This window comes from Paranoxybacillus vitaminiphilus (assembly GCF_003259935.1).
Classification (GTDB): Bacteria; Bacillota; Bacilli; order Bacillales; family Anoxybacillaceae; genus Paranoxybacillus; species Paranoxybacillus vitaminiphilus.
Window position 1 is genome coordinate 91,298 of the sequence record NZ_QLMH01000009.1, and the last position, 24,037, is coordinate 115,334.

Below are 24,037 nucleotides of genomic sequence, written 5' to 3' on the forward strand. Positions count from 1 at the left end.
AAATAAAAATAAAAATGTAAGAGGTGAAACAGATGTTCAAAAGATTATCTTTATTCATGCTCAGCCTTCTTCTTGTCATCATAGCAGCGGCTTGCGGCTCAAACGGTTCAAGTAAAGAAGCAGGCAGTACAAATGGTTCAAACAAAGCAAACGAAGAAGTCACAGTAAAGCATGAACTTGGGGAAACAAAGGTCAAGAAAAATCCGAAAAAAGTGGTTGTCTTCGATTTTGGAGTGCTTGATACACTGGACAAATTTGGTGTTGATATTGCCGGATTGCCAAAAGAAAACATTCCAAAATACCTTTCAAAATATGAAGAGGAAAAATACGCGAATACAGGAAGCTTAAAAGAGCCTGATTTTGAAAAAATCCACGAAATCGGTCCGGACTTGATTATTATCTCCGGAAGACAAATGGACTTGTATGAGCAATTTGCAGAAATTGCGCCAACGATTTATATGGCGGTCGATCCTAATAACTACATTGACTCGTTCAAGAAAAATGTAAATACGCTTGCTGAAATTTTTGGCAAGGAAGATGTAGCAAAAGAAGAGCTTGGAAAAATAGATGAAGCGATTGCCTCTTTAAATGAAAAGGCAAAAACAAATGGTAAAAACGCGTTAATTATTTTAGCCAATGACGGCAAAGTGAGTGCGTACGGCCCGAAATCACGTTTCGGTCTCATTCACGATGTGTTTGGCATACCTGCTGTGGATGAAAACATTGAAGTGTCTACTCACGGCCAAAGCATTTCTTTTGAATATATTGTCGAAAAAGACCCTGATTATTTATTCGTTATTGACAGAGGGGCTGTTGTCGGCGGACAATCTTCAGCAAAACAAGTAGTGGAAAACGACTTAGTGAAAACGACAAACGCATATAAAAGTGGCAATATCGTTTATTTAAATCCTGATATTTGGTACTTATCAGGCGGCGGATTAGTGTCTGTCATGGAAATGGTAAAAGAAGTCGAAGGGGCATTAAAATAATTTGGAAGGTTGGCGGACCCCCATATTTTCATTACCCCTTCATGAATTATATTTTACCATTGGTTGAAATCATTAAACAATGAGAGATGTAAAAAGCCAAAAGAGGCTGGCCCAAAAGTGTCAGACCCACAATGCAAAGCACAATATATAGGGAATCACATTGGATAAATGAACGATGATTGTGCAATGCGTGAGGTCAAGACTGCGGGTCAGTCCTTTTTTCATTTGCGCATCGGAATATCCTTATATACATTTCTTTATGAACTTTATGAAAATTTTTCGTGCAAATTTATGTAAATTATGTGAAAATTCTAATACAGGAGGGATGATTTATGAAGTTAACAGATAAAGAATTGGAAGTCGTTGAAATTTTATCGAAAAATGCCCGCTTACCGCTAGAAACCATTGCGAAAATGGTATCTTTATCGATTGAAGAGACAGAGCAGATTGTGCGCAAGTTAGAAGAAGAAAAAGTGATTGTTCAATATGCGGCCATCGTTGATTGGCGGAAAATTGACGGACATGAAGGTGTTACGGCGATGATTGATGTGAAAGTAACACCGAAGCGCGGCGTTGGCTTTGATGAAGTAGCGGAACGCATTTACCGATTTCCGGAAGTCAAATCTGTTTATTTAATGTCCGGCGCGTATGACTTGTCCGTTGTCATTGAAGGACGGTCCATGTCCGAAATAGCGAAATTTGTTTCTGAAAAGTTATCAACGCTTGATTCAGTCATTTCAACAACAACTCATTTTATTTTGAAAAAATATAAACATGACGGAACCGTTTTTGAACAGGGCGATCAAGACAAACGTATCGTGATGTCGCCATGACGCGCGCAACAAAAACATATTTGTCGGAAACGGTTGTGAACTTAAAGCCATCCGGCATTCGACGCTTTTTTGACTTAGCGGCAAGCATGGAGGGCGTTATTTCTCTAGGCGTAGGAGAACCTGATTTTGTGACATCATGGAGCGTGAGGGAAGCTTGCATTCTTTCCCTGGAACAAGGGTATACGTCTTATACAGCAAACGCGGGGCTTCTGGAGCTTCGTGAAGAAATCGCAGCTTATCTTTCCCGCCGTTTTCATGTTGAATACGCTCCGGAGACGGAAATTATCGTTACTGTTGGAGCAAGTCAAGCGATTGATTTAGCACTTAGAGCGATTATCAATCCAGGGGATGAAGTCATTGTTGTTGAGCCGAGCTTTGTTTCTTATGCACCGCTTGTTTCTTTAGCGGGCGGCGTTCCCGTCTCCGTCCAAACCGACGGAAAGCAAGAATTTAAACTTCAACCCGAACAAATCGAAAAAGCGATCACTTCGCGGACGAAGGCGATGATTCTTTGTTCACCGAACAATCCAACAGGAACAGTGCTGAACAGAAGAGAGCTTGAGGCGATTGGCGCCATTGTGCAAAAACATGACTTGATTGTCATTTCTGATGAGATTTATGCGGAATTAGTTTATGATGAGCCGTATACAAGCTTTCCGGCCATTCCTCATATGCAAGAGCGAACGATTTTAGTGAATGGTTTTTCAAAAGGTTTTGCCATGACGGGATGGCGCCTCGGATTTGTTGCTGCACCGAAAGAATTTGCTCAAGCGATCCTTAAAATTCATCAATATGCGATGATGTGCGCTCCGACAATGGCGCAATATGGTGCCATTGAAGCTTTGAAGAACGGCGACAATGACGTTGAGGAAATGAAGAAAAGTTACCGCCGCCGCCGCAATTATTTTGTGCAATCATTGAATGAAATGGGGCTATCCTGCCACTTGCCGGGTGGAGCTTTTTATGCGTTTCCTTCCATCAAAGCGACAGGATTAACGTCAGAACAATTTGCTGAACAGTTATTGTTAGAAGAAAAGGTAGCGGTTGTGCCGGGAAGCGTTTTTGGCAAAAGCGGGGAAGGATATATTCGCTGTTCCTATGCTTCTTCACTTGAGCAATTACAGGAAGCTGTTAAGCGAATGAAGCGCTTTTTAGCTCGATTGTAAAAGGCAGTTTGCCAATGCGGTGACGGAAAAGCTAAAGCAAAGGAGAGATCGCATTTGCGATTTCTCCATTTTTGTTTTCGATCAAAATACATAACTGCTCCTATATTGAACTGAAGTACAACAAATTGGTCAGCTGTATTTCTTTAAAGGAATGTTGTAATTCTGTTCGGAAAGAATGGGAAAAAACGGGAAGAGGTTCGTTTCCAAGCTTAAAAAAGGGCTGACTGAAAAGTGTCTGACCTCACGTAAAATCCATGATATAGTGTTTTCATCTAACGTTATGTACTATATATGATTATGGCAGGGTCTGACACTTTGCTTTAAGGTCAGCCTCATCAATGTTTTTTATTCTTTTGCCGATGGATGATATTTAATTTCATAAAGCATTTGCATAACGCGTAAAAAATCTTCTTCGCTAAATTCTTTCGCTTTTCGCAAAATCAATTTTGCGCGTTTTACGCCGATTTCCTTAATGAGATATTCGATTTCCGGGTCAATCCCCGAAGAATTGGAAACTTCCTGTTCCATCAATTCTGAGGCAGGTACATCAAGAGCGGTTGAAAGCTTTAAAATGGTTTGTGTATCGGGGATTTGTTCTCCCGATTCATATTTTTGAATCGTTGCCGTTCCTACTCGTACTTTTAGCGCTAATTCTTGCTGGCTCATTTTTCGCTGCTCCCGATATTTTTTTATGTTTTGGCCAATTGTATTCATTTTTTCTTCCTCCTTTGTATGTATTATGTGAGTTTTCTATATTTATCATATCACTTTTTCGAATCATTCTTGTCGAAATGCTGTCGTTTTTTGCGCTAATTTACATAAAGTTTACTTAATTTGTCACCTTTCTTATTAATGGTCATGGTGTTTTTTGATTATACATATTCATAATGGTATAATTTAAAATTGCATATTTAAAAAATAGGAGTGTTTTCATGTCAAAGTTTGCAGTGGATAGTATCGTAAAAGGAAAAGTAACAGGAATTCAGCCTTATGGTGTATTTGTGGCACTTGATGAAGAGACGCAAGGGCTTGTACACATTTCCGAGGTTGCGCATGGGTTTGTTAAAGACATCAATGAGCATGTGAAAGTTGGCGACGAAGTAACAGTGAAGATCCTTTCTGTCGATGAAGGGTCAAAAAGAGTCAGCCTTTCTATAAGGGCGGCAGAAAGTCAGCCTGTAAAACAAGTATTGGCTGATAAAAAAGTAAAGCGGCAAGCAAAAATAAAAACGAGTATCGAAGGACCGAGAGGATTTAACACATTAAGAGAAAAGCTGCAAGAATGGATTGAGCAGTCAAAGAGAGAAGATTTACTTAACAAATGACAAACAGAGGCTGATCCAAAAGTGTCTCACCTCACGCACAACTCGTGATATATAGTGATTTATCCTACAATATATCCTTGTTGTGGGGTCTGACATTTTACTTATGGTCAGCCTCTTTTGCCGCTTCCGTTTTTCTTAATTGTCTAGCTCCGGCTCGCAACGCCTAGTGGAAAATAACCTTCCTCCGTCGAAATGCAAGCATTTCTCGTCGGAAGAACATTTTCCCACGGCGTTGGACGCTCGCCTCCGCTTTTCTTAATTGTCTAGCTTTAGCGGCTAGCTCTCTTGTGCCAAATAACCTTCTCCCTTGAAGTGCAAGCACTTCTGCGGTCGAAGAACATTTGGCTTCGAGAGCTGATCGCGCCGCTTCCGCTTTTCTTATGTCCTAGAAGCTTTTGGTTCAGTGCGTCCGAGTTCTTCAGCCGGTCTGAATAAAAGAGCAAGGTTGATTAAACCCGCGATTCCGACAAGACTGTAAATAATACGGGAGAGCCAAGAATCTTGTCCCCCAAAAATAGCAGCAACTAAGTCAAATTGAAAAAAGCCGATTAAGCCCCAGTTGATTGCTCCGATAATGGTAAGTAATAGTGCGATGCGTTGCAGTGTACTCATGAACGGATTCCTCCTTTGTTTATAGCGTTCATTTCTAGGTTGCATAACAAGTGATAAAAATATTCATTGTATTTAATCAAGTGTCTTTGCTTTACATAACAAGGAAAAATTAGTGATAATGAAAGTGTGAAGGAGGAGATAAGTGATGCAAAATTTTACGTTTCATAATCCGACAAAACTAATTTTCGGAAAGGGACAAATTGAACAATTAAAACAAGAACTGCCTAAATACGGCCAAAAGGTTTTGCTTGTATATGGCGGCGGCAGCATTAAACGTAACGGCTTATACGACCAAGTTATGAACATTTTGAACGAGTTAAATATTGAAGTATTTGAACTCCCGGGAGTCGAACCAAATCCGCGTCTTTCTACCGTATATAAAGGTGTTGATATTTGTAAAAAAGAAAATATTGAATTTTTATTAGCTGTTGGCGGCGGCAGCGTAATCGATTGCACAAAAGCGATTGCCGCAGGGGCAAAATACGATGGCGATCCATGGGATTTTATTACAAAGAAAACGACAGTAACGGAAGCTCTTCCGTTTGGTACGATTTTAACGCTTGCAGCAACCGGCTCGGAAATGAACTCTGGCTCTGTTATTACAAATTGGGAAACAAAAGAAAAATATGGCTGGAGCAGTCCGGTCACATTCCCGCAGTTTTCGATTTTGGATCCAACTTATACATTAACTGTGCCGAAAGATCAGACAATTTACGGCATTGTTGATATGATGTCACACGTCTTTGAACAATATTTCCATCATGTGGAAAACACCCCGCTGCAGGACCGCATGTGCGAATCGGTGCTGCGTACGGTGATGGAAACAGCGCCAAAGCTTGTGAATGATTTAGAAAATTATGAGCTGCGTGAAACGATTCTTTACTGTGGCACGATTGCCTTAAACGGGTTCCTGCAAATGGGCTTGCGCGGCGATTGGGCGACACATAACATTGAACACGCCGTTTCCGCTGTTTATGACATCCCGCATGCAGGGGGACTGGCAATTTTATTCCCAAACTGGATGAAGCATGTGCTTGATGAAAATGTTGCTCGCTTTAAACAACTCGCAGTTCGCGTGTTTGATGTTAGACCAGACGGAAAATCGGACCGTGAAGTCGCTTTAGAAGGTATTGAAAAGCTGCGCGAATTCTGGTCAAGCATCGGTGCACCGTCCCGTTTAGCTGATTACGGAATTGGTGAAGAAAATTTGGAATTAATGGCAGATAAGGCAATGGCTTTCGGCGAATTTGGCCGTTTTAAAAAGTTAAACCGTGATGATGTATTAGCGATTTTACGTGCATCTCTTTAATATTTCAAAGAGGCTGTCCCAAACGTCCATGACTTACCAGCCACCACGATGAATGAAAATGGATGGGTCTGTGACTTGCTTAATTATTAGGCAGATTACAGGCCATTTTCTTTTTCGGGACATAACTATGATTGCTTTGCCTCTGGCTTTTTGTTTTTTGAGACATTTTCGTATAAAAAGCCCCAAGGTCAGACAGCCTCTATTTTTTCTAAAAATGTCAAAAATGAATTCGTTTACAATATCTTTGTCAACTTGATTATCGAAGTTCATTTCGTTAAAGTGGAATAAGGTAAAAAATTTTTAGTTTGGAGGAACGAATACATGACACATATTCGTTTTGATTACTCAAAAGCATTATCTTTTTTTGGAGAACATGAGCTTACATATTTACGCGACGCCGTAAAAGTTGCGCATCATTCATTACATGAGAAGACAGGAGCGGGAAATGACTTTTTAGGCTGGATTGATCTTCCTGTCAATTATGATAAAGAAGAATTTGCCCGCATTCAAAAAGCGGCGGAAAAAATTAAATCAGACTCTGACGTTCTGCTTGTTATCGGTATCGGCGGTTCTTACTTAGGAGCGCGCGCAGCGATTGAAATGCTGCAGCATTCTTTCTACAATGCTCTTCCAACAGAAAAACGGAAAACACCGCAAATTATTTTCGTTGGTAACAACATCAGCTCTACATATATGAGAGACGTAATGGATTTGTTGGAAGGAAAAGACTTCTCCATTAACGTCATTTCGAAATCCGGAACAACAACAGAACCAGCGATTGCTTTCCGTATTTTCCGCAAGCTGCTCGAAGAAAAATATGGTAAAGAAGAAGCACGTAAGCGCATTTATGCAACAACGGACAAAGCGCGCGGCGCATTAAAAACATTAGCAACTGAAGAAGGATATGAAACATTTATTATTCCAGATGATGTCGGCGGCCGCTATTCCGTTTTAACGGCGGTTGGTTTGCTTCCGATTGCGGTGAGCGGCGCGAACATTGAAGAAATGATGAAAGGGGCAGCTCAGGCCCGTGAAGATTTCAGCAAATCGGAGCTTGAAGAAAACCCTGCTTACCAATATGCAGCAGTCCGCAATATTCTTTACAATAAAGGGAAAACAATTGAAATGCTCATTAACTATGAACCGGCGCTGCAATATTTCGCAGAATGGTGGAAGCAGTTGTTTGGCGAGAGCGAAGGAAAAGACCAAAAAGGAATTTTCCCTGCATCTGCCAACTTCTCAACTGACCTTCACTCATTAGGGCAATATATCCAAGAAGGCCGCCGCGATTTATTTGAGACGGTATTAAAGGTGGAAAAGCCGCGCCATGATTTAGTGATTGAAGCGGAAGAAAGCGACTTGGACGGCTTAAATTACTTAACCGGCCAAACGGTTGATTTTGTCAATACGAAAGCATTTGAAGGAACGCTGCTTGCGCATACAGACGGCGGCGTGCCGAATTTAGTCATTACACTTCCGGAATTAAATGAATACACATTCGGTTATCTTGTGTATTTCTTTGAAAAAGCATGTGCAATGAGCGGGTATTTACTAGGGGTTAACCCATTTGACCAACCGGGTGTTGAAGCGTACAAAGTCAACATGTTCGCGCTTCTCGGTAAACCTGGGTATGAAGAGAAGAAGGCGGAGCTTGAAAAACGCTTGAAATAACAGCATTTTTCGAAGAATCGAGAAAAGAAAAAGAGCAGATTTTCGGAGTGCAAAAATGATGTTTGATCACATTTTTTTCAAAAGCGGTTTGACATGTACTCCGAAAATCTTTTTCTCGATTCTTTTTTCATTTTTTGTGATATGGCTATACGTGTCGGCCTTGATGGAGATGATTTCATGACCCAAATCGTGCTGTTTTAGGAGAAACTCAAAGAAAATGGGGGAGAAAACGGAATGTTAATCGGTCATATCAAGGAAATTGTCCGTCACCCTGTGAAATCTTTCCATGGGGAGAGTGTACAAAAAACGAAAGTAATGGAATATGGTTTATATGGCGACCGTAGTCATGCTTTTTTAGATGAAACAAGACCTGGGAAGTTTTTAACAATCACACAATTTCCGGAAATGGTTCGATATAAAGCAAGATTTGTTGGGGAAGAGTTAATGGAAGAATATCCTAGAGTCGAAATAACGACACCTGAAGGCAAGGTTATTGATTGGGGGGATGAAGACCTAATTAGAGAAATAGAAAACAAATCGAAACGGAAAGTTTCTCTTGTAAAATATACTCCCTCTTATGTACCTTTAGGGGCCATTGAAGAAGAACACATTCAATTGGTAACGGACGCTTCTTTGCTTAAATTAAAAGAAATATGGGGAAAAGAGATCAATTATCAACGTTTTCGCCCTAATTTACTTATATCGCTAAAACAGAAAGTCCCATTTATTGAAGAAAAGTGGTTTGGCAGAAGAATAAAAATAGGACGAGAAGTGGAGATTCAATTAAAAAGACATTGTGAACGGTGTATGATTATTACTGTTAATCCTGATAATGCAGAACGGGATTCGTCTTTGCTTAAAACTCTTATGCAACAAAGAAATAATCATTTTGGCGTTTATGCTTCTGTTATAAAAACAGGTGAAATTCATGTAGGCGATGAAGTCTTTCTTCTTGAATGATATTCATCAAGTTTAAATTAATCGAGTTTGAGGGGGAAACTTTTTCTTCTTATGATATAGACTCAGCAAAGTTCGAGGCAGTAAGTAGTAATGGCGTTGTTTACGAGAATCCTATGATTGTTGAACCGGAACCAAGCTTGTCCACAGAATTGTATGAAGGTGGAGAAGTTGAAGGATGGGTAGCTTTCTTAGTTGATGAAGATGATACGCCGTTAATTGTATGGCAACGTGAATGGGATGATGAGCTCTGGTTTAGTTTAGAATAACAAATGGGGGGCTGCTCCAAAAGTGTTACCTCCCACGAAATAATATATGTTATTTATGTACTATATTATTGTGGTTGAGGGTGTCCCAAAAGTGTTCGCTAAGCGTTCGCTTTTCGGACACCCTCTCTCATCGTTTTTCTTTGAAAGGCCTCCCAAAAAATACCTTGGAGTGGGGGCTAGTTTGTGCTGCCCACAATTTGAGAAAGTGGGACACCACGACCGATTCGACAAGAAAAAAACAGGATAAAATCCAGTAATCAGGAGAAATTCCTGATTCAAAAAGGAATAAATAACAAAATGATAAGAAAAAGAAAAAATGGGAAGATAACTAAGCTAGCACTTATTTGGACACCCTACATAAAAAAGGGGGTGTTGAAATGATTGAAATCCCTTCCCGTCTTGAAGGACAGACCTTCCAATTATTTAAGCTAGAACAAGAATTAAAACCACTCGGTTACACGATTGGCGGCAATTGGGATTATGACCACGGCTCATTCGACTACAAAATAGATGATGAAGACGGTTATCAGTTTTTGCGCGTGCCGTTTGAAGCTGTTGACGGTCAGCTTGATTCGCATGGTACAACAGTGAAGATTGGAAGACCGTATTTGTTATCTCATAAATATCAAATTGGGCTAGATGACGATGTTCATGTTGGGAATTTAGGCGCTTCCTTCGATCAGTTTTCTGAACCGCAAGACCCGGACGCGCAGTTCCCGGAAAAATATATGAATGTCGGCAAAGCATTAGTGAAAGAATTGGAAGAAACCCTGCTTGATTAATGCTTCAAAATGAATAATTGGTCATGTTTTTCGATGACAAAATGAGGGGGAGGATTAAGATAAGATTCTCCCTCTCTAATAATGCCGAGCAACAGAGTCTGCTGCTGCCAGAACATTTCGTGTCCTTGTTTGAACGTCTTTCCAATCAGATTGTCTGGGACATCGATCAGCTGCAATTTTTCAACTTTTAATCGTTCTAATAAATGTTCAACGACTTGTGAAAGTCCTGAAGATAACACGCTGTTCAGCATCATAAAACTAGAAAGTAAGTTTGTCTGGATGATTTCATCTGCTCCTGCCCGTTTGGCATTGTTCACTTGATGGGCAGTAAGAATTTCAATAATGGCATAAATATGAGGATTCAGCCCTTTCATCGTTAATAAGGTTAAAATCGCCGCCATATCTGCTTCCATTTCATTTTTATGCTGATTGGCAGTAATCAATACCGTTTTCGCTTTGGCGATATTTGCTTTATGAAGGACGTGCTCGTATGTCGGATTTCCTTTTATAAAATGAACATTTTTATTCGATATCGGAAGTTTATCTAGCGTTTCATCAATAATGACAAAGGAAGCAAAAGGACGCAACTTCGTTAATTGGCTTAACAGTTCCCGTACCCGTTCGTTCCAGCCAATAATAATCGTATGCCCTTCTTTTTCATAGGCAAGTGTTCCGTTAATTAATGCATTTTCTTTGGAGATGGCTGCAGCTGACAAAGTAACGAAATATGCAGAGATGAATCCTGTGCCTAACAAAATAAGAAGAATCGCAACGAATTTTCCTGCCGTTGTTTCCGGAACGAAATCTCCATATCCGATTGTCGAGGTCGTGACAATTGCCCACCATATGCCATCAAAAATCGTGCGGTATGTTGTTGGTTCAACGAGATGAATCAAGAGGCCGAATAAAAGAATAAAACTGCCGCCTGTAAGTAAAATTCTGTAAAATAATGGAATACGAAGGTAAGAGTTGATTAAATGAAATTTCATAGAATGTTTCCTCCAAAACAAGTCATCATTTAGCAATAGTTTGTGCAGTTGCTCATTTTTTTACATAAATTTTCTTTAATTAAGAAAAGATAAACATTGTGAAAACCATATATCGCAGGAGGTTTTGTAAATGGATATGAACCGTGTCAAGCAAATCGTTTCCTCTCCAGCAGATATTACTGTTCATTATCACGGTGTATCTGTATGGATTGACAGCTATGACGAGAAGAATAACACAGCAACCATTCATATGCGCGACGGTCATCTGAATGAAAAGCGGGAAGTGTCTGTGGAAGAGTTGCAGGAAGTGTAGAAGGGCTGACCAAAAAGTGTCTGACCTCATATGAAATACATCATATATTAGTATCGTTGTGGGGTCTGGCACTTTGCTTTCGGAGCATCCCACTTTATCATTTGCATTTTCCTAATTTTTTATAATGGCGATAAATAAAACACTTGGCTGGGCAAACAAGAGTTTTTCCGATAATTGCAATAAGAAAAATTGATGGAAAGGAAAGAAGAGATGAACTTAATGCCTGTTCGTCTGTTTACGATTGAAGATGGAGAAGGATATGTAGCCGATGTTTTTCAATGTCCTGTTACCGGCAATCTTATTTATAAGGCAACAGGAGCTCCATCTGTTGCCTCTTATAACCATTTAACTGAACAACAAAAACGGGAACTGAAGAAATATGGATTTAAACTTTTTGAACAAAGTCCGCGAAGAGCTAACTTTATGTCCAACGATCAATCAGTAGAAGAATTGTTACCGGATTTAAAATAACGATATTCGTGAAATTAAACAAATAAAGCAGGAATCTTAACTGGTTCCTGCTTTTTGTTTATTTTATAAAAAACATATCCATATTTCAGCAATAAAACAGAGTGCCGGAACATTCGGCGTAGCACAACATATAAACGCTGAAAACAGAAGAAAATAATTACAAAAAAATAACATGTTTTTTAACATGTTCACTGAGAAGCCTCCCACCTCTAAGCGAAGTGTAGGTGGGAGAGGTTCGTTTTGAAACTTAAAACAAAAATCGCTCTACCAACAAGAGAAACTCTCATCTTTCTTCCATCGGCATAAACATGGAGAAAGCTTTGCCTCTTTGAGCACAATCGCCGATTATTAACATTTCTCGTTGGAAAAGATATGCGTTGGCATTAAGTAAGTGTTTTCCATACATGATCTTGCTTCTCTAACGCACATTAATAAATGTTCGAAAAGAATTATTCTCTTTTTCGAGCGAAAGGAAAATTCGAAAAGAGGAGTGTAAAGAGCATGAATCGTTTACGTCTATTCAATTTGGGGCGTAATAGAGGGATGTGGAACCAAGTGTTGCGCTTAACGGGGCGCCGAAACAATAACAACGCAATATGGGCGATATTAAGTTTAGTCTTGGGAATTGCCGCGACAGTTGCTTTCAATAGGAGAAGAGGACGCAATGCTCAGTATACGATGTCAAAACCGATTCAGAATGCGATGCTTGGCATAAATAACTTTGTGAATCGACGAATGAAAATACCAAGCTTAGCAACGATGGAATTTTCCAAAGAAATAATGGAAAAGCCAAAAAACATTCCAATTAATAATAATCATAACGAACAGCAAAAATAAACTTCAATCTGTCAACAACAAATAGAACCATGTCCCTCTCCTGATAACAATCTCTCCTATGTAGATGACAGTTAAGAATGGTTTTGCTGTCAAACAGGAGAGATTGTTATGGAAATATCACTATCATTTTTGGGGAATTTACAAAAGAAGACGCAAAGCCAATCGTTGAACAAATTGAACACAAGTAACAAAAGCCGTTTCGTTCCAATGAGTTTGCTTGAAGCGGCAGGCACAACGATGATGAATGAACACAATTCGTTCCCGTGTTGTTAAAGACTATATTCTATACTTAAAACTTTAGGCATGCTGGCTGCTTAGAAGCACTTAAGTGGCACGCAGTTTACTGTCACATTACTAATGCGCTTTCATATCTGTTTTTATCATCTTCAGCAAGATATTTCCAAATTTCGGAATGTTGCACCAAATTTAATAACTTATCGAGGTGTTGACTTGCTTTGACAGTTTGCTTGGCCGTAAAGCCGTATTGAAACGCCATTTCCATCATATAATTCCGTTGCTTTTCGATGACGAGCACAAACATGTTCATTCCATCACCTCTTTAACTATATTTCAGGCATGTCCTAAAATACTTTTTTTAATCATACTTTATCTCAATACGAAAATAAAGGTTTTTTTAGAAAAATGTTACTAAATAGAAAGGGATATTTATTAATGGAAAATATGACAAATTTTTTATGATTTAACATATATTAAATTGCTATGAAACACTAATACCAATTGTATAAAATATCCAAATTTTACAAAAAAACAACCCCTTTTTAACATGCGATTTACAAAAACGTTTTATGATGTAATTAAAAGTGAATGGGCAGGTTGAGAGCATGAGAAACCGTGAAGACAAAATAGGAGGACACCACGCTGAATACTCCTATATGTTTTCATGGTTTCTTTTCATTTTATTTGGTGAAAAGGGGGATTTGTTTGAGCGATCGGTTGTTGGAATGTATTCGCAGCGATCGGCTTATTGCCGCAATTAAGAGTCCGAAGCATTTAGAGACATTTCTCAAAACGGACTTGCAAGTTGCCTTTTTGCAAACGGGAAACATTAGTGTGATTAAGCGGTATGTCGATTTATTAAAAGAGCATCAACGCTTTGTTTTCCTTCATGTCGAAAAGATTCCGGGAATTAGCTATGATCGCGAGGGTTTACAGTTTTTAGCGAAGTTTGTAAAGCCGCATGGGATTGTAACGACAAAAAGCTCTCTCGTTCAATTAGCGAAAAAAGAAGGGTTGATGACCATTCAGCGTTTATTTTTAGTGGATACAGATGCGGTGGAAAATGGCATAAAAAGCATTCATGATGTTCAGCCGGATGCATTGGAGATTATGCCCGGATTAATTCCGGAAATGATTGAGATGATTTGTCAACAGACGCGCGTTCCTATTATTACAGGCGGGTTGATTCAACATGAGCAGCATATTGAAGCGGCGTTGCAAAGCGGAGCGGTTTCTGTCTCGACGGGACGTCCATGGCTGTGGAAAAAGTATAAATCGGGAAGAGGTGAACGTCTGTGGCGAAAGTCGAATTAGTTCATGTTTGCAAGTCTTACAACGGAAAAGAGGATGTCATTCAAGATTTAAGTGTTTCCATTGAACCGGGAGAGTTTTTCGTTCTTGTCGGCCCGTCCGGCTGCGGCAAAAGTACGATTTTACGGATGATTGCCGGTTTGGAAGCGATCACATCAGGGGAATTACTCATTGGCGGGATAAAGGTCAATGGGATGCCGCCGAGTGAACGCAATTTGTCGATGGTATTTCAAAACTATGCACTTTATCCGCATTTAACCGTCGAACAAAACATTACATTTGGTCTACATACAAAGAAAATTTCTAAGCAAGAACAAAAGAAACGTTGCTTAGAAGCAGCAGAGATGCTTGGATTGACCGATTTTCTTAAACTTAAACCGCGCCAATTATCCGGTGGGCAGCGCCAACGTGTAGCACTGGCAAGAGCGATTGTCACTCATGCCCCCATTTGCTTAATGGATGAGCCTTTATCGAATTTAGATGCAAAATTACGGTCGAAAATGCGCTCAGAAATTCGTCAGCTGCAGAGACGTCTTGGAATCACAATGATTTATGTTACGCACGATCAAGTAGAAGCGATGACGATGGCAGACCGAATGATGGTTTTAAACGAAGGGCGGCCGCAGCAAATTGGGGCACCGCTTGAGATTTATAACCATCCTTCCAATATATTTGTCGCTTCTTTCATAGGAGCACCACCAATGAACTTAGCGAAAGCAAAGGTGCTAGAAAGTTCGTTGCTTTTTAACAGCGAACGGGTAATGCGGCTTCATCATCATTTGCCTTCTTCACAGCAACAAGTCATTGTTGGCGTTCGCCCGGAACATATTCGCCTTGCTGATACAGGCGATGAATATTTTATAGCGGAAGTTGTCAATGTGGAAGTTTTAGGTACCGAAACGCTCATTACATTCGAACTGACGAAAACCGAGCATTGGATTGCGCGGTGGAGTGGGCAATGGAACGTTCATGTCGGTGAGCAAGTACCTTTATTCATTGATGAAACAGCCTTCATCTTTTTTCATGAAGATGGGCAACGACTGAATCACCCGGTATCTTCTTATGTAGCCAGCGGGGAGGAAAGAAAATGAACACACCGCTTCCAGTTCAACCGCCTGCATCGGTTCAGATTCGCCGAAAACGAACGATGAGGACAACGTTAGAAGGAATAACGTACTTACTTCCATCTCTTATTTTGTTTTCTATTTTTCTTTTTTACCCGATGCTGCGGACGATGTATTTAAGTGTCTATTTAACAGATTACCAAGGAAATCCTGTTCAATTTGTCGGAATCGAGAATTTTGTTTATTTGTTAAAAGACGTGAACTTTCTGCAAAGCGTAAAAGCGACATTGCTGTTCGTTTGCTACACGGTTCCGACGAGTGTTTTTCTGGCGTTATGTTTAGCGCTCATGGCCAATGAAAAGCTGAAAGGAATCGGTTTATTTCGCACATGTTTTTCTTCAACGATGGGGATGAGTGTAGCGGCCTCTTCTGTGATTTGGATGTTTATGTACAATCCTTCCATCGGAGTTATCAATAAAGTACTCTCTTTATTTGGAATTTCGGACGTTCAGTGGCTTCTTGACCCAAAAATCGCGCTTGTTTCCGTCGCCATTTCAACGATTTGGATGAATACAGGCTTTACATTTCTTATTTTGCTCGGAGGATTGCAAAATATTGACCCATCTTTATACGAAAGTGCGCGCATTGCAGGGGTGAGCTACTTGTATCAGCTTCGTAAAGTGACATTGCCGTTGTTATCGCCAACGCTTTTTTTTGTGACAACGGTGTCACTTATTCATTCATTCCAAACGTTTGGCCAAATCGACATTTTGACGAAGGGCGGCCCGATGGATGCAACGAATGTCATTGTCTACTCCATTTATAAAGATGCTTTTATTAATTACAATTTCGGTTCAGCTAGTGCCCAGGCAGTTATTCTTTTTTTCGCTATTTTAGTGGTTACCTTTTTGCAATTTAAATTTGGAGAGAGGAAGGTTCATTATCAATGAACGTTTTACGAACGTTTCTGCTATATGCCCTTCTCATCACTTGTTCTGTTGTGATGCTGTTTCCGATTGTTTACGCGTTTCTCATCAGTTTTATGAGCGGGGCGGAAGTGCTGCAGGGACATATATGGCCGCAGGAGTTTACAACTGCTAACTATGTTGCAGCATTTCGGAAAGTTCCGCTGCTAGAGTACTTGTTAAATAGCTTTATCGTTTCGTTTCTTGTCATGTTGGGGCAGTTAATCGTTTCGAGTTTGGCCGCATTTGCTTTTGTGTTTCTCAACTTCAAAGGGAGAGATGTTCTCTTTTTCCTATGCATTGCAACGATGCTGATCCCTTGGGAGGCAACGATGATTCCGAATTTTTTAACCGTCCAAAAGCTCGGTTGGCTGAATAGCTATTTAGGATTGACGGTTCCATTTTTTGCTTTAGCTTTTGGCATCTTTCTTTTGCGTCAGCACTTTAAAACGATTCCATTGGAATTATATGAGGCGGCACAAGTATCGGGGGTTAGTCACTTTCGTTTCTTTTGGAATATTGTTCTTCCGTTATCGAAAACGAGCTTAATTACATTAGGAATTTATAGCTTTTTAACGACTTGGAATATGTATTTATGGCCGCTGCTCGTTACAAATAACGATCGTGTCCGTACCGTTCAAATTGGACTAAAACAGATGCAAACGCAAGAAATTTCAACAGAATGGGGGGTGGTGATGGCGGCAGTTATCGTAGTCATTTTACCAACATTATTGCTGCTGTTTGTCGGGCAAAAGCATCTTCAAAAAGGACTTATGCAGGGAGCTATTAAATAAGGGGGAGAAATAATGATGAAAAAGGGAATTTTCACTTTGTTCGCGTTCATTTTTATGATACTGGCTGCTTGTTCAAATCAAAGTGATGAAGCAGCGACAACTCCATCTGAAAACAAAGAGGGAAAAACAGAAATCGTTTTTTGGCATGCGATGAGCGGTGATTTAGAAACGGTATTAAAAGAGATTGTGGAGGAATTTAACAAGTCCCATTCTTCGATTGAAGTGAAACCAATTTTTCAAGGCACATACGAAGAAGCGTTGACAAAATTTAATACGGTTGCCGGAACGAAAGATGCACCGGCGATTATGCAAACATTTGAAGTTGGAACAAAGTATATGATCGATAGCGGTAAAATTCAGCCTGTACAAAAATTTATTGATGAAGAGAATTATGACATAGCGCAATGGGAAAAAAATATCGTGAATTATTATACGGTAAATGGAAAAATCTACTCCATGCCGTTTAACTCCTCCACGCCTGTGTTGATTTATAACAAAGATGCGTTCAAAGAAGCAGGATTGGACCCTGAAAAGCCGCCGATGACGTATGGTGAATTAAAAGAGGCAGCAAAAAAATTGACAAAAAAACAAGGGGGACAAACGACTCAATACGGTTTTTCCATCTTAAATTATGGCTGGTTTTTTGAAGAAATGCTCGCGGTACAAGGCGGGCTGTACGTCAATCATGAAAATGGTCGCAAGGAGAACGCCACGAAAGCGGTTTTTAATGGGGAGGAAGGATTGCGTGTATTTGATTTGATTCGTGACATGTATAAAGAAGGAACGTTCTACAACGTAGGACAAAACTGGGATGATATGCGTGCGGCGTTTCAATCAAAGAAAATCGCGATGTATTTGGACTCTTCGGCAGGAGTGAAAACGATTATCGACAATGCGCCGTTTGAGGTGGGAGTTTCTTATTTGCCAGTTCCAGACGGTGTCGAGCGGCAAGGAGTGATCATTGGCGGAGCGTCGCTATGGATGACGAAAGATATAAGCGAAAAGCAACAAAAAGCGGCATGGGAGTTCATGAAATATTTATCTACCTCTGAAGTTCAAGCGAAATGGCATGTGAAGACAGGATATTTTGCGATTAATCCAGCTGCTTATGAGGAAGAGATCGTGAAAGCGGAATGGGAAAAATACCCTCAATTAAAAGTAACTGTCGATCAATTAAAACAAACAAAATCAATACCTGCGACGCAAGGAGCGCTCATATCCGTTTTTCCAGAATCACGTCAAAAAGTAGTGAAAGCAATGGAAAGCCTATATCAAGGTGTTGATCCGCAAGAAGCGTTGAATCGTGCAGCAGCGGAAACGGACCGGGCTCTTGAAATAGCGAATAAGAAATAAGTTTGAAATAAAAGAGGCTGACCTGAAAGCAAAGTATCAGACCCTACAACCATGATATATAGGAACAATGTATATATTGTGGATGGCGTGTGTGAACAGACACTTTAAGGTCAGCTCCTTTGATTTAACGCAGCAAAGGAGGGAGTTGAGAAAAGTGGAAATTTATGCTCATCGAGGATTTAGCGGGAAATATCCCGAAAACACGATGCTGGCGTTTCAAAAAGCGTATGATGTTGGTGTTGACGGGATTGAATTAGATGTACAAATGACAAAAGATGGGGAAATTGTCGTTATTCATGATGAGCGAATCGATCGAACAACAAATGGGATTGGTTATGTAAAAGACTTTCTTTATAAACAGCTTCGTTTGTTTGATGCAGGAAGCTGGTTTCATGACTGCTTTGCCCGCCAACGCATCCCTGCCTTAAGAGAGGTGTTAGAGTGGGTTCAAAATGTAGATAAAAAAATAATGATTAACATTGAGCTAAAAAATAACGTAATTGATTATCCGCATTTAGAAGAAAAGCTGTTAAAAATGATTGAGCAATTTCAGCTAGAAAAGCAGGTTATATTATCTTCTTTTAACATACGCAGTATGGGAAAGGTACGGCAGCTTCATCCGACGATTCATATCGGCACATTGTTTGCAGGAGTTAATGAAAGCGCGATTCAAAGTACAAAGTTAGTGAACGCTCAAGCCATACATGGAGATTTGTCGTTTGTTTTATCTTCAGAAGGAAAAGAAGCGGCAACACAAGGGATGAAATTACGCGTTTACACGGTGAATGATGCAAAGGTAGTACCTCTGTTACGGAACGCGAAAGTATCGGCGCTAATGACTGACTTTCCAAATGAGTTGATGGCTGAGAGATGTGAGACTTGAAAGACTCAGGATTGTGCAATGACTATTTTTTGCGTTGGCGATTTTGTTTGAAGCGCCATAGTGACGACGAACGAACGGGTGCGTTGTTTAACGTGTTCACCGAGAAGTCTCTCACCTCTAAACAACGTGTAGGTGGGAGAGGTTCATAAGAATAATCATATTAGATAGATTTTTGATTGAAATTTATTATAATTAACTTTTTGATAATATGGTGATATGAACTATGAAAAAGCTGTGAACTTTACTAAAATTGGAGGGCATTTTTTGAGAGGCAGTTCGATTTTTATTGAGGGTTTTAGGTAAACTACGTTGTCTTGATATGTTCCGGCAGGGTGAATGTGAACAAAATTATGTGATAGTGGATAAAGGGACAACATCTTAAAATATCGGTTTTTCACTGAATGTTAAAGAAGAGGCTGTCTCAAACGTCTATGACTTACCAGCCACCACGATGAATGAAAATGGATGGGTCTGTGACTTGCTTAATGATTAAGCAGATCACAGGCTATTTTCTTTTTTGGGGGCATAACTATGATTGCTTTGCCCCAGGCTTTTTTGTTTTTTCCGGGACATTTTCGTATAAAAAGAGAGTGTTCCAAAAGTTCAGATCCCACAACATGATATATAGGACATAATTATATATTATGAAACGCGCGTGAGGTCAGCCCCTTATGAGACAACCTCTTTTTTCGAGACAGCCTCTTTATTAGTTATATTGTCATTTTTATACACGGGTAGTTAGATTTTAGTAAATTTGTTATATTTATAATTTTTATAATTTTGTTATATTTATATTTAATGTAATAAACCAAAATTGACGGAGGCAACAGTATGAGCAAGTTAACTCTTCAAAAACTCGAACCTCATTTTTTGCAACGGAGATATCACGTCGTAACATCAAACTATATTTTTGAAGCGATTGAACGGTGTATTGGCGAAACCGCTGAACGCATCGAAAAAGAAGAAAGTGAAAAGCGCGATCGGTATGACCGTAATGAGCATCAAATCTTCGCATCGGAAAAAAGCACGTTGGATCCATGCTGATTTGACAAAAGTTGAACAAGCTACATTAGTTTATTTAACAATTCTTTGAAGAATAATGAATATATAGAGGTGATTGTCTTGAAACTGAATTTAGGGACGAAGATAAACTTAATCGTTCTGGCTATTATTATTTCGTTCTCAACTATTATAGGAGTTGTAGTAAATCAACAAATGACAAAGGCAATTAAAGCATTTGCAATTGAAAAGGCAAAAGGCGATTTACGTTTAGCATATAGGTATATTGATCATAAATACCCTGGAGATTGGCAAATCAAGAATGATCAACTTTATAAGGGAGCTGTTCTCGTAAATGAAAATTATGAAGTAGTAGATAAAATTGGTGAAGATACGGGTGATACGGTAACGATTTTCCAAGGTGATACACGTGTATCGACCAATGTTATGAAAGGAGGAAATCGCGCAATTGGAACACAAGCCTCTTCTGAAGTGGTAGATGCTGTACTTAAAAAAGGAGAACATTATTACGGTGAAGCGAATGTAGCAGGGAAACGTTATCAAACTGCCTATATGCCAATAAAAAATGCTAATGGTGAAATCATTGGCATGTTTTATGTAGGAGCTCCTCAAAACATCATTGAAAGTATATTATCTAGTTTCTTAGTGAAATTTTTAATCATACTTGCTGTCATAGTTATTGTGTCGTGCTCAGTTATTTACTTGTTTACCTTGAGAATGAAAAAGAGATTGACAAAGGTTACGTCAGCTCTTGAATTAGCAGGAAATGGAGATTTTACATCTCGAATTGAAGATAACACTGGTGATGAATTGAGCAATCTTTCTGCTAGTTTTAACCGAATGGCTGAAAATCTTAAAAATATGATGAATGAAGTAATTGCTGCCTCAGAGCAAGTCGCTTCTTCTTCAGAAGAGTTATCGGCCAGTGCGGAACAAACAACTAAGGCAACTGAAGCCATTACAGAGTCGATTCAGCAAGTAGCGAATGGCGCGGAACATGCTACTGCCAGTATACAAGAAGGTGCAACTGCATTAGAAGAAGTGAGTAAAGGAGTTCAATCGATTGCCGAAAATGCTTCTTCTATTTCAGAACTGAGTTCTCAAGCTGCTCAAAAAGCAAAATATGGCTGGGAGCTTGTTGGCAAAACGGTCCAACAAATTAATTCAATCAGTCGTTCTGTAAATGAAAGTGGAGAAGTTATAAAATCATTGGATAAGCGCTCGAAAGAAATTGGCGACATCACGAAAGTCATTTCTGCCATTGCAGAACAGACCAACTTATTAGCCTTAAATGCAGCCATTGAAGCAGCTAGGGCAGGTGAACACGGAAAAGGCTTTGCCGTGGTTGCTGATGAAGTTCGAAAATTAGCGGAACAATCTCAACAATCGGCCTCACAAATTTCCAGCTTAATTATCGAGATTCAACAAGATATGGTTCGTTCTAATCAATCAATTGAACAAGTAACGTTTGATGTAGGAGATGGTCTGAATATTGTTGAACAAACAGAAGGCAGCTTTAAAGAAATCCTTGAATTTATGGAAAAGCTTGCTGATCAGATTCATGATATGGCAGCTACAGCAAAAGAAGTTGCAGCAAGCGTAGAAGAAATTTCTGCCACCGTATCGGGGATTAAACAAATTTCGGCAGATACTTCTATGTATTCTCAAAACGTAGCAGCATCAGCGGAAGAGCAGCTTGCTTCTATGGAAGAAATTTCGGCATCCGCCAACTCATTATCTAAACTGGCAGAAGGTTTACAGAATTTAATCAGCAAGTTTAAGGTTCAGAAAAATGAAAATTGAAGGAAAAATCGCTGTTATGTATACAACCAACGAGGAAACGAACACTTTATGATTGATTATGAATATGTTGACAGACCACTTACACCGGAAGAAGAATTGCGATAAAGAATCGAGTGGATGCAGCAAGCATTAGATGATCTTTTAGTAGGAGGGAGGTGTATTATGAAAAGGTTATTTTTACTTACCTTGACTTTTGTTATATTCATATTTTTATTTGGTTGTAGTAGTTATAAAAGAGATGAAGTTCCAACCGATACCAAGGAACATATCAACATAGAAGATAATAATACTAATGTTGATATAGGGCTAGTGACAAGTGGAAAGAGCTTACCTCTTAATTTTCACGAAGCAGCAGTACAAAGGAAGCAGGTGCCTTATTTGCGGTATTTAGTAAAGAGAACAGATGATCAAATTCGGTATGAAGAGTTGTGGAATTTCTTTAGATTAAGACAGCAAATACCTAAAGTGAATTTTGATGAAAATGATATATTTTTCATTGGATTGGAGGAATCTGGGAGTTGTCCGGATAAATTAGGAGATGTAAAAATAACCACCGATAAACAAGACATAACTATTCATTTGTCAAGTTCAGAAGGTCCTTGTACTGACGATGCAACACCAAGAACATTTGTAATTGAAGTTAATAAAGAAATTTCCGCGAATTTAAAAAATGTGATAATTGTTGAGAGTGGCGTAAAAACAACTGTTCCAATAGATGATAACTAATATTAAAAATGATTGTACTAACGACGGGTGCGTAGTTGAAGAACAATGAACAATGGTCAACATTTACAGAGATTTCGCATTAGGATGATACTGCGCAGCAAAATAAACGATTTATGCCTTTGTACAGAAATAGAGGTAAATAGGATTTAACCAGGTACGATAAGGTCGGAAATAAGAAACCAGGCGACCAAAAAAGAGGAACATCGAGTCTACATCGTGCAGAAAGGTTGCAGCTGAGTATAAAACTGAATAACATTAAAAATCCCGATCTATTCGCGTCGGGCAAAAATGGCGTTTAAATATAAATCCCTTGACGTTTGGCGGGGGATTTTTATTTTATACAAGCGTTTTTATAAATCGTGCAACAGCTTAAAAGAAGAGGGGTTATCTTTGTTAAAAGGAAAAAACAATTGTATAATCTTGGAGAAAAAAGAGGCTGAATCCAAAAGCAAAGTGCCAGACCCCACAACATAATAATATATAGGACATAACATAAGACAAATGGGCTAATATATATTGTGAAATGTGCGTGAGGTCAGACATTATAGGTCAGCTTCGTAATTACCTGAATAGTTTATTTAAAGATGGAATTAATTCGTTAAAATAAGGCTTAATTATGAAATCTTTAGCGCCTATTTCAATAGCATCACTAATTAATCTTTTTTGCCCCATCGCTGAACAAATTATTACTTTTGCTTTTGGATCAAATTTTAAAATATTTTTTAAAACATCTAATCCGTTCATAATAGGCATAGTTAAGTCAAGTACAACAATGTCAGGTTTTTTTTCTTTGTAAAGAGATACAGCGCTACTACCATCAGAAGCCTCAGCGACAACTTTGTAACCATTCTCGTTTAAGAGATTTTTTAATAAATTTCTCATAAACGTTGAATGTTCAGCAATTAATGTAGTTTTAAACATTTATAACACCTTTCATTAAATAATAAGGCAAATGAGCAAATGGAGATCGTCTTGCTGTGCAATCCTACTGCGATCACACAGTTGTCTTAGGTCTGTGGATTTGCGTTTCTTACTTTTGTAAAATTTGCCTTTAACAATACTATCACAAATTGTCAAAAACGCCCGATTTTTATTTATTAAAAATTTTATGAAAATTATAATCAAAAACATGTTTTTTTGATTGAATAATTGATTTCATTGTATGCCAAAAAAAGATCGGTAGCTTACACTTTCTTTTTAAACGCAATCTAGTAACAGAAATGAACATATTCATTCATCCCTTTCAACTGGATAACTAATAATGTTTATATTCCGTTAGTTGACTAAAATATCCTGCTATAAAATAGATATTCAATGATATGTTTGTTTCGTATTCAAATATCCTCATCCTTTAGTTG

27 protein-coding genes and 1 riboswitch are annotated in these 24,037 nt (G+C 39.0%); of the genes, 22 read left to right on the forward strand and 5 right to left on the reverse strand.

Annotation, left to right across the window (positions count from 1 at the left end; all coding sequences use genetic code 11):
• Positions 1-32: 32 nt before the first annotated feature.
• The 3 genes from B0I26_RS11500 (at position 33) to B0I26_RS11510 (ending at position 2,988) form a co-directional block, all read left to right on the forward strand.
• Positions 33-989 carry a siderophore ABC transporter substrate-binding protein gene (locus B0I26_RS11500; protein WP_111645579.1) on the forward strand — a complete coding sequence of 319 codons (957 nt, stop codon included), beginning with the start codon at positions 33-35 and terminating at the stop codon, positions 987-989.
• Positions 990-1,321: 332 nt separating this feature from the next.
• The gene (locus B0I26_RS11505) at positions 1,322-1,822 is read left to right on the forward strand and encodes an Lrp/AsnC family transcriptional regulator (RefSeq protein ID WP_111645580.1); all 501 of its coding nucleotides are present in this window, start codon (positions 1,322-1,324) and stop codon (positions 1,820-1,822) included.
• Entirely contained in the window at positions 1,819-2,988 is a 1,170-nt protein-coding gene (locus B0I26_RS11510; protein ID WP_111645581.1) for an aminotransferase, read from the forward strand. Before B0I26_RS11505 ends, B0I26_RS11510 begins: the two co-directional genes overlap by 4 nt.
• 345 nt (positions 2,989-3,333) lie before the next feature.
• On the opposite strand, the gene B0I26_RS11515 is transcribed toward B0I26_RS11510, so the two are convergent.
• Positions 3,334-3,702, reverse strand: coding sequence for a helix-turn-helix domain-containing protein (locus B0I26_RS11515; protein ID WP_111645582.1), 369 nt, complete (start codon positions 3,700-3,702; stop codon positions 3,334-3,336).
• Between the two features lie 218 nt (positions 3,703-3,920).
• Here B0I26_RS11515 and yugI point away from each other — a divergent pair, with 218 nt between their 5' ends.
• Complete coding sequence (yugI, locus tag B0I26_RS11520; protein WP_111645583.1) at positions 3,921-4,313, forward strand: S1 domain-containing post-transcriptional regulator GSP13; 393 nt, start codon at positions 3,921-3,923, stop codon at positions 4,311-4,313.
• A 378-nt stretch (positions 4,314-4,691) separates the two neighbouring features.
• On the opposite strand, the gene B0I26_RS11525 is transcribed toward yugI, so the two are convergent.
• Positions 4,692-4,925: a DUF378 domain-containing protein gene (locus B0I26_RS11525; RefSeq protein WP_111645584.1), complete on the reverse strand. Its 234-nt coding sequence runs from the start codon at positions 4,923-4,925 to the stop codon at positions 4,692-4,694.
• A gap of 145 nt (positions 4,926-5,070) precedes the next feature.
• On the opposite strand from B0I26_RS11525, the gene B0I26_RS11530 reads away from it, so the two are divergent.
• From B0I26_RS11530 to B0I26_RS11550, 5 genes are all read left to right on the forward strand, one after another.
• The gene (locus B0I26_RS11530; protein ID WP_111645585.1) at positions 5,071-6,234 is read left to right on the forward strand and encodes an iron-containing alcohol dehydrogenase; all 1,164 of its coding nucleotides are present in this window, start codon (positions 5,071-5,073) and stop codon (positions 6,232-6,234) included.
• A gap of 321 nt (positions 6,235-6,555) precedes the next feature.
• On the forward strand, positions 6,556-7,905 hold the full coding sequence (locus tag B0I26_RS11535; RefSeq protein ID WP_111645586.1) for a glucose-6-phosphate isomerase: 1,350 nt from the start codon (positions 6,556-6,558) through the stop codon (positions 7,903-7,905).
• Between the two features lie 234 nt (positions 7,906-8,139).
• Complete coding sequence (locus B0I26_RS11540; protein ID WP_111645587.1) at positions 8,140-8,865, forward strand: MOSC domain-containing protein; 726 nt, start codon at positions 8,140-8,142, stop codon at positions 8,863-8,865.
• 113 nt (positions 8,866-8,978) lie between these two features.
• Complete coding sequence (locus B0I26_RS18305; RefSeq protein WP_181502859.1) at positions 8,979-9,131, forward strand: hypothetical protein; 153 nt, start codon at positions 8,979-8,981, stop codon at positions 9,129-9,131.
• Positions 9,132-9,508: 377 nt separating this feature from the next.
• Positions 9,509-9,913 (forward strand): YugN-like family protein, encoded by a 405-nt coding sequence (locus B0I26_RS11550; RefSeq protein ID WP_111645589.1) that lies wholly within the window; start codon positions 9,509-9,511, stop codon positions 9,911-9,913.
• Here the strand turns inward: B0I26_RS11550 and B0I26_RS11555 are convergent.
• A complete protein-coding gene (locus tag B0I26_RS11555) occupies positions 9,910-10,902 on the reverse strand; it encodes a potassium channel family protein (protein ID WP_111645590.1) in 993 nt (330 codons plus the stop codon). The genes B0I26_RS11550 and B0I26_RS11555 overlap by 4 nt on opposite strands.
• A 130-nt stretch (positions 10,903-11,032) precedes the next feature.
• On the opposite strand from B0I26_RS11555, the gene B0I26_RS11560 reads away from it, so the two are divergent.
• The 4 genes from B0I26_RS11560 to B0I26_RS18310 all read left to right on the forward strand — a co-directional run bounded on the left by B0I26_RS11560 (position 11,033) and on the right by B0I26_RS18310 (position 12,796).
• Positions 11,033-11,215 carry an H-type small acid-soluble spore protein gene (locus tag B0I26_RS11560; RefSeq protein WP_111645591.1) on the forward strand — a complete coding sequence of 61 codons (183 nt, stop codon included), beginning with the start codon at positions 11,033-11,035 and terminating at the stop codon, positions 11,213-11,215.
• 210 nt (positions 11,216-11,425) lie between these two features.
• Positions 11,426-11,686 (forward strand): hypothetical protein, encoded by a 261-nt coding sequence (locus B0I26_RS11565; protein ID WP_111645614.1) that lies wholly within the window; start codon positions 11,426-11,428, stop codon positions 11,684-11,686.
• 501 nt (positions 11,687-12,187) lie between these two features.
• The gene (locus tag B0I26_RS11570; protein ID WP_111645592.1) at positions 12,188-12,523 is read left to right on the forward strand and encodes a hypothetical protein; all 336 of its coding nucleotides are present in this window, start codon (positions 12,188-12,190) and stop codon (positions 12,521-12,523) included.
• A 108-nt stretch (positions 12,524-12,631) separates the two neighbouring features.
• Positions 12,632-12,796 (forward strand): hypothetical protein, encoded by a 165-nt coding sequence (locus tag B0I26_RS18310; RefSeq protein ID WP_181502861.1) that lies wholly within the window; start codon positions 12,632-12,634, stop codon positions 12,794-12,796.
• 73 nt (positions 12,797-12,869) lie between these two features.
• Here B0I26_RS18310 and B0I26_RS11575 read toward each other — a convergent pair whose 3' ends face one another.
• Positions 12,870-13,070: an aspartyl-phosphate phosphatase Spo0E family protein gene (locus tag B0I26_RS11575; protein ID WP_245934770.1), complete on the reverse strand. Its 201-nt coding sequence runs from the start codon at positions 13,068-13,070 to the stop codon at positions 12,870-12,872.
• 395 nt (positions 13,071-13,465) lie between these two features.
• Between B0I26_RS11575 and B0I26_RS11580 the strand changes: the two genes are divergently transcribed.
• The 9 genes from B0I26_RS11580 (at position 13,466) to B0I26_RS11620 (ending at position 22,679) form a co-directional block, all read left to right on the forward strand.
• Positions 13,466-14,074, forward strand: a complete 609-nt coding sequence (locus tag B0I26_RS11580; protein ID WP_111645593.1) for a glycerol-3-phosphate responsive antiterminator — start codon at positions 13,466-13,468, stop codon at positions 14,072-14,074.
• Positions 14,056-15,162, forward strand: a complete 1,107-nt coding sequence (locus tag B0I26_RS11585; RefSeq protein ID WP_111645594.1) for an ABC transporter ATP-binding protein — start codon at positions 14,056-14,058, stop codon at positions 15,160-15,162. The genes B0I26_RS11580 and B0I26_RS11585 overlap by 19 nt, the downstream gene beginning before the upstream one ends.
• A complete protein-coding gene (locus tag B0I26_RS11590; RefSeq protein WP_111645595.1) occupies positions 15,159-16,085 on the forward strand; it encodes a carbohydrate ABC transporter permease in 927 nt (308 codons plus the stop codon). Before B0I26_RS11585 ends, B0I26_RS11590 begins: the two co-directional genes overlap by 4 nt.
• Entirely contained in the window at positions 16,082-16,894 is an 813-nt protein-coding gene (locus B0I26_RS11595) for a carbohydrate ABC transporter permease (RefSeq protein ID WP_111645596.1), read from the forward strand. The genes B0I26_RS11590 and B0I26_RS11595 overlap by 4 nt, the downstream gene beginning before the upstream one ends.
• Before the next feature lie 15 nt (positions 16,895-16,909).
• Positions 16,910-18,247 carry an ABC transporter substrate-binding protein gene (locus B0I26_RS11600; protein ID WP_111645616.1) on the forward strand — a complete coding sequence of 446 codons (1,338 nt, stop codon included), beginning with the start codon at positions 16,910-16,912 and terminating at the stop codon, positions 18,245-18,247.
• Between the two features lie 154 nt (positions 18,248-18,401).
• On the forward strand, positions 18,402-19,130 hold the full coding sequence (locus tag B0I26_RS11605) for a glycerophosphodiester phosphodiesterase (RefSeq protein ID WP_111645597.1): 729 nt from the start codon (positions 18,402-18,404) through the stop codon (positions 19,128-19,130).
• An 831-nt stretch (positions 19,131-19,961) separates the two neighbouring features.
• Entirely contained in the window at positions 19,962-20,174 is a 213-nt protein-coding gene (locus B0I26_RS11610; RefSeq protein WP_111645598.1) for a hypothetical protein, read from the forward strand.
• Positions 20,175-20,243: 69 nt separating this feature from the next.
• Complete coding sequence (locus tag B0I26_RS11615; protein WP_409991429.1) at positions 20,244-21,953, forward strand: methyl-accepting chemotaxis protein; 1,710 nt, start codon at positions 20,244-20,246, stop codon at positions 21,951-21,953.
• 162 nt (positions 21,954-22,115) lie between these two features.
• Positions 22,116-22,679 carry a hypothetical protein gene (locus B0I26_RS11620; RefSeq protein WP_111645599.1) on the forward strand — a complete coding sequence of 188 codons (564 nt, stop codon included), beginning with the start codon at positions 22,116-22,118 and terminating at the stop codon, positions 22,677-22,679.
• A gap of 561 nt (positions 22,680-23,240) precedes the next feature.
• Here the strand turns inward: B0I26_RS11620 and B0I26_RS11625 are convergent.
• A complete protein-coding gene (locus B0I26_RS11625; protein ID WP_111645600.1) occupies positions 23,241-23,600 on the reverse strand; it encodes a response regulator in 360 nt (119 codons plus the stop codon).
• Between the two features lie 55 nt (positions 23,601-23,655).
• A riboswitch (cyclic di-GMP riboswitch) is annotated at positions 23,656-23,739 on the reverse strand.
• Positions 23,740-24,037 lie beyond the last annotated feature (298 nt).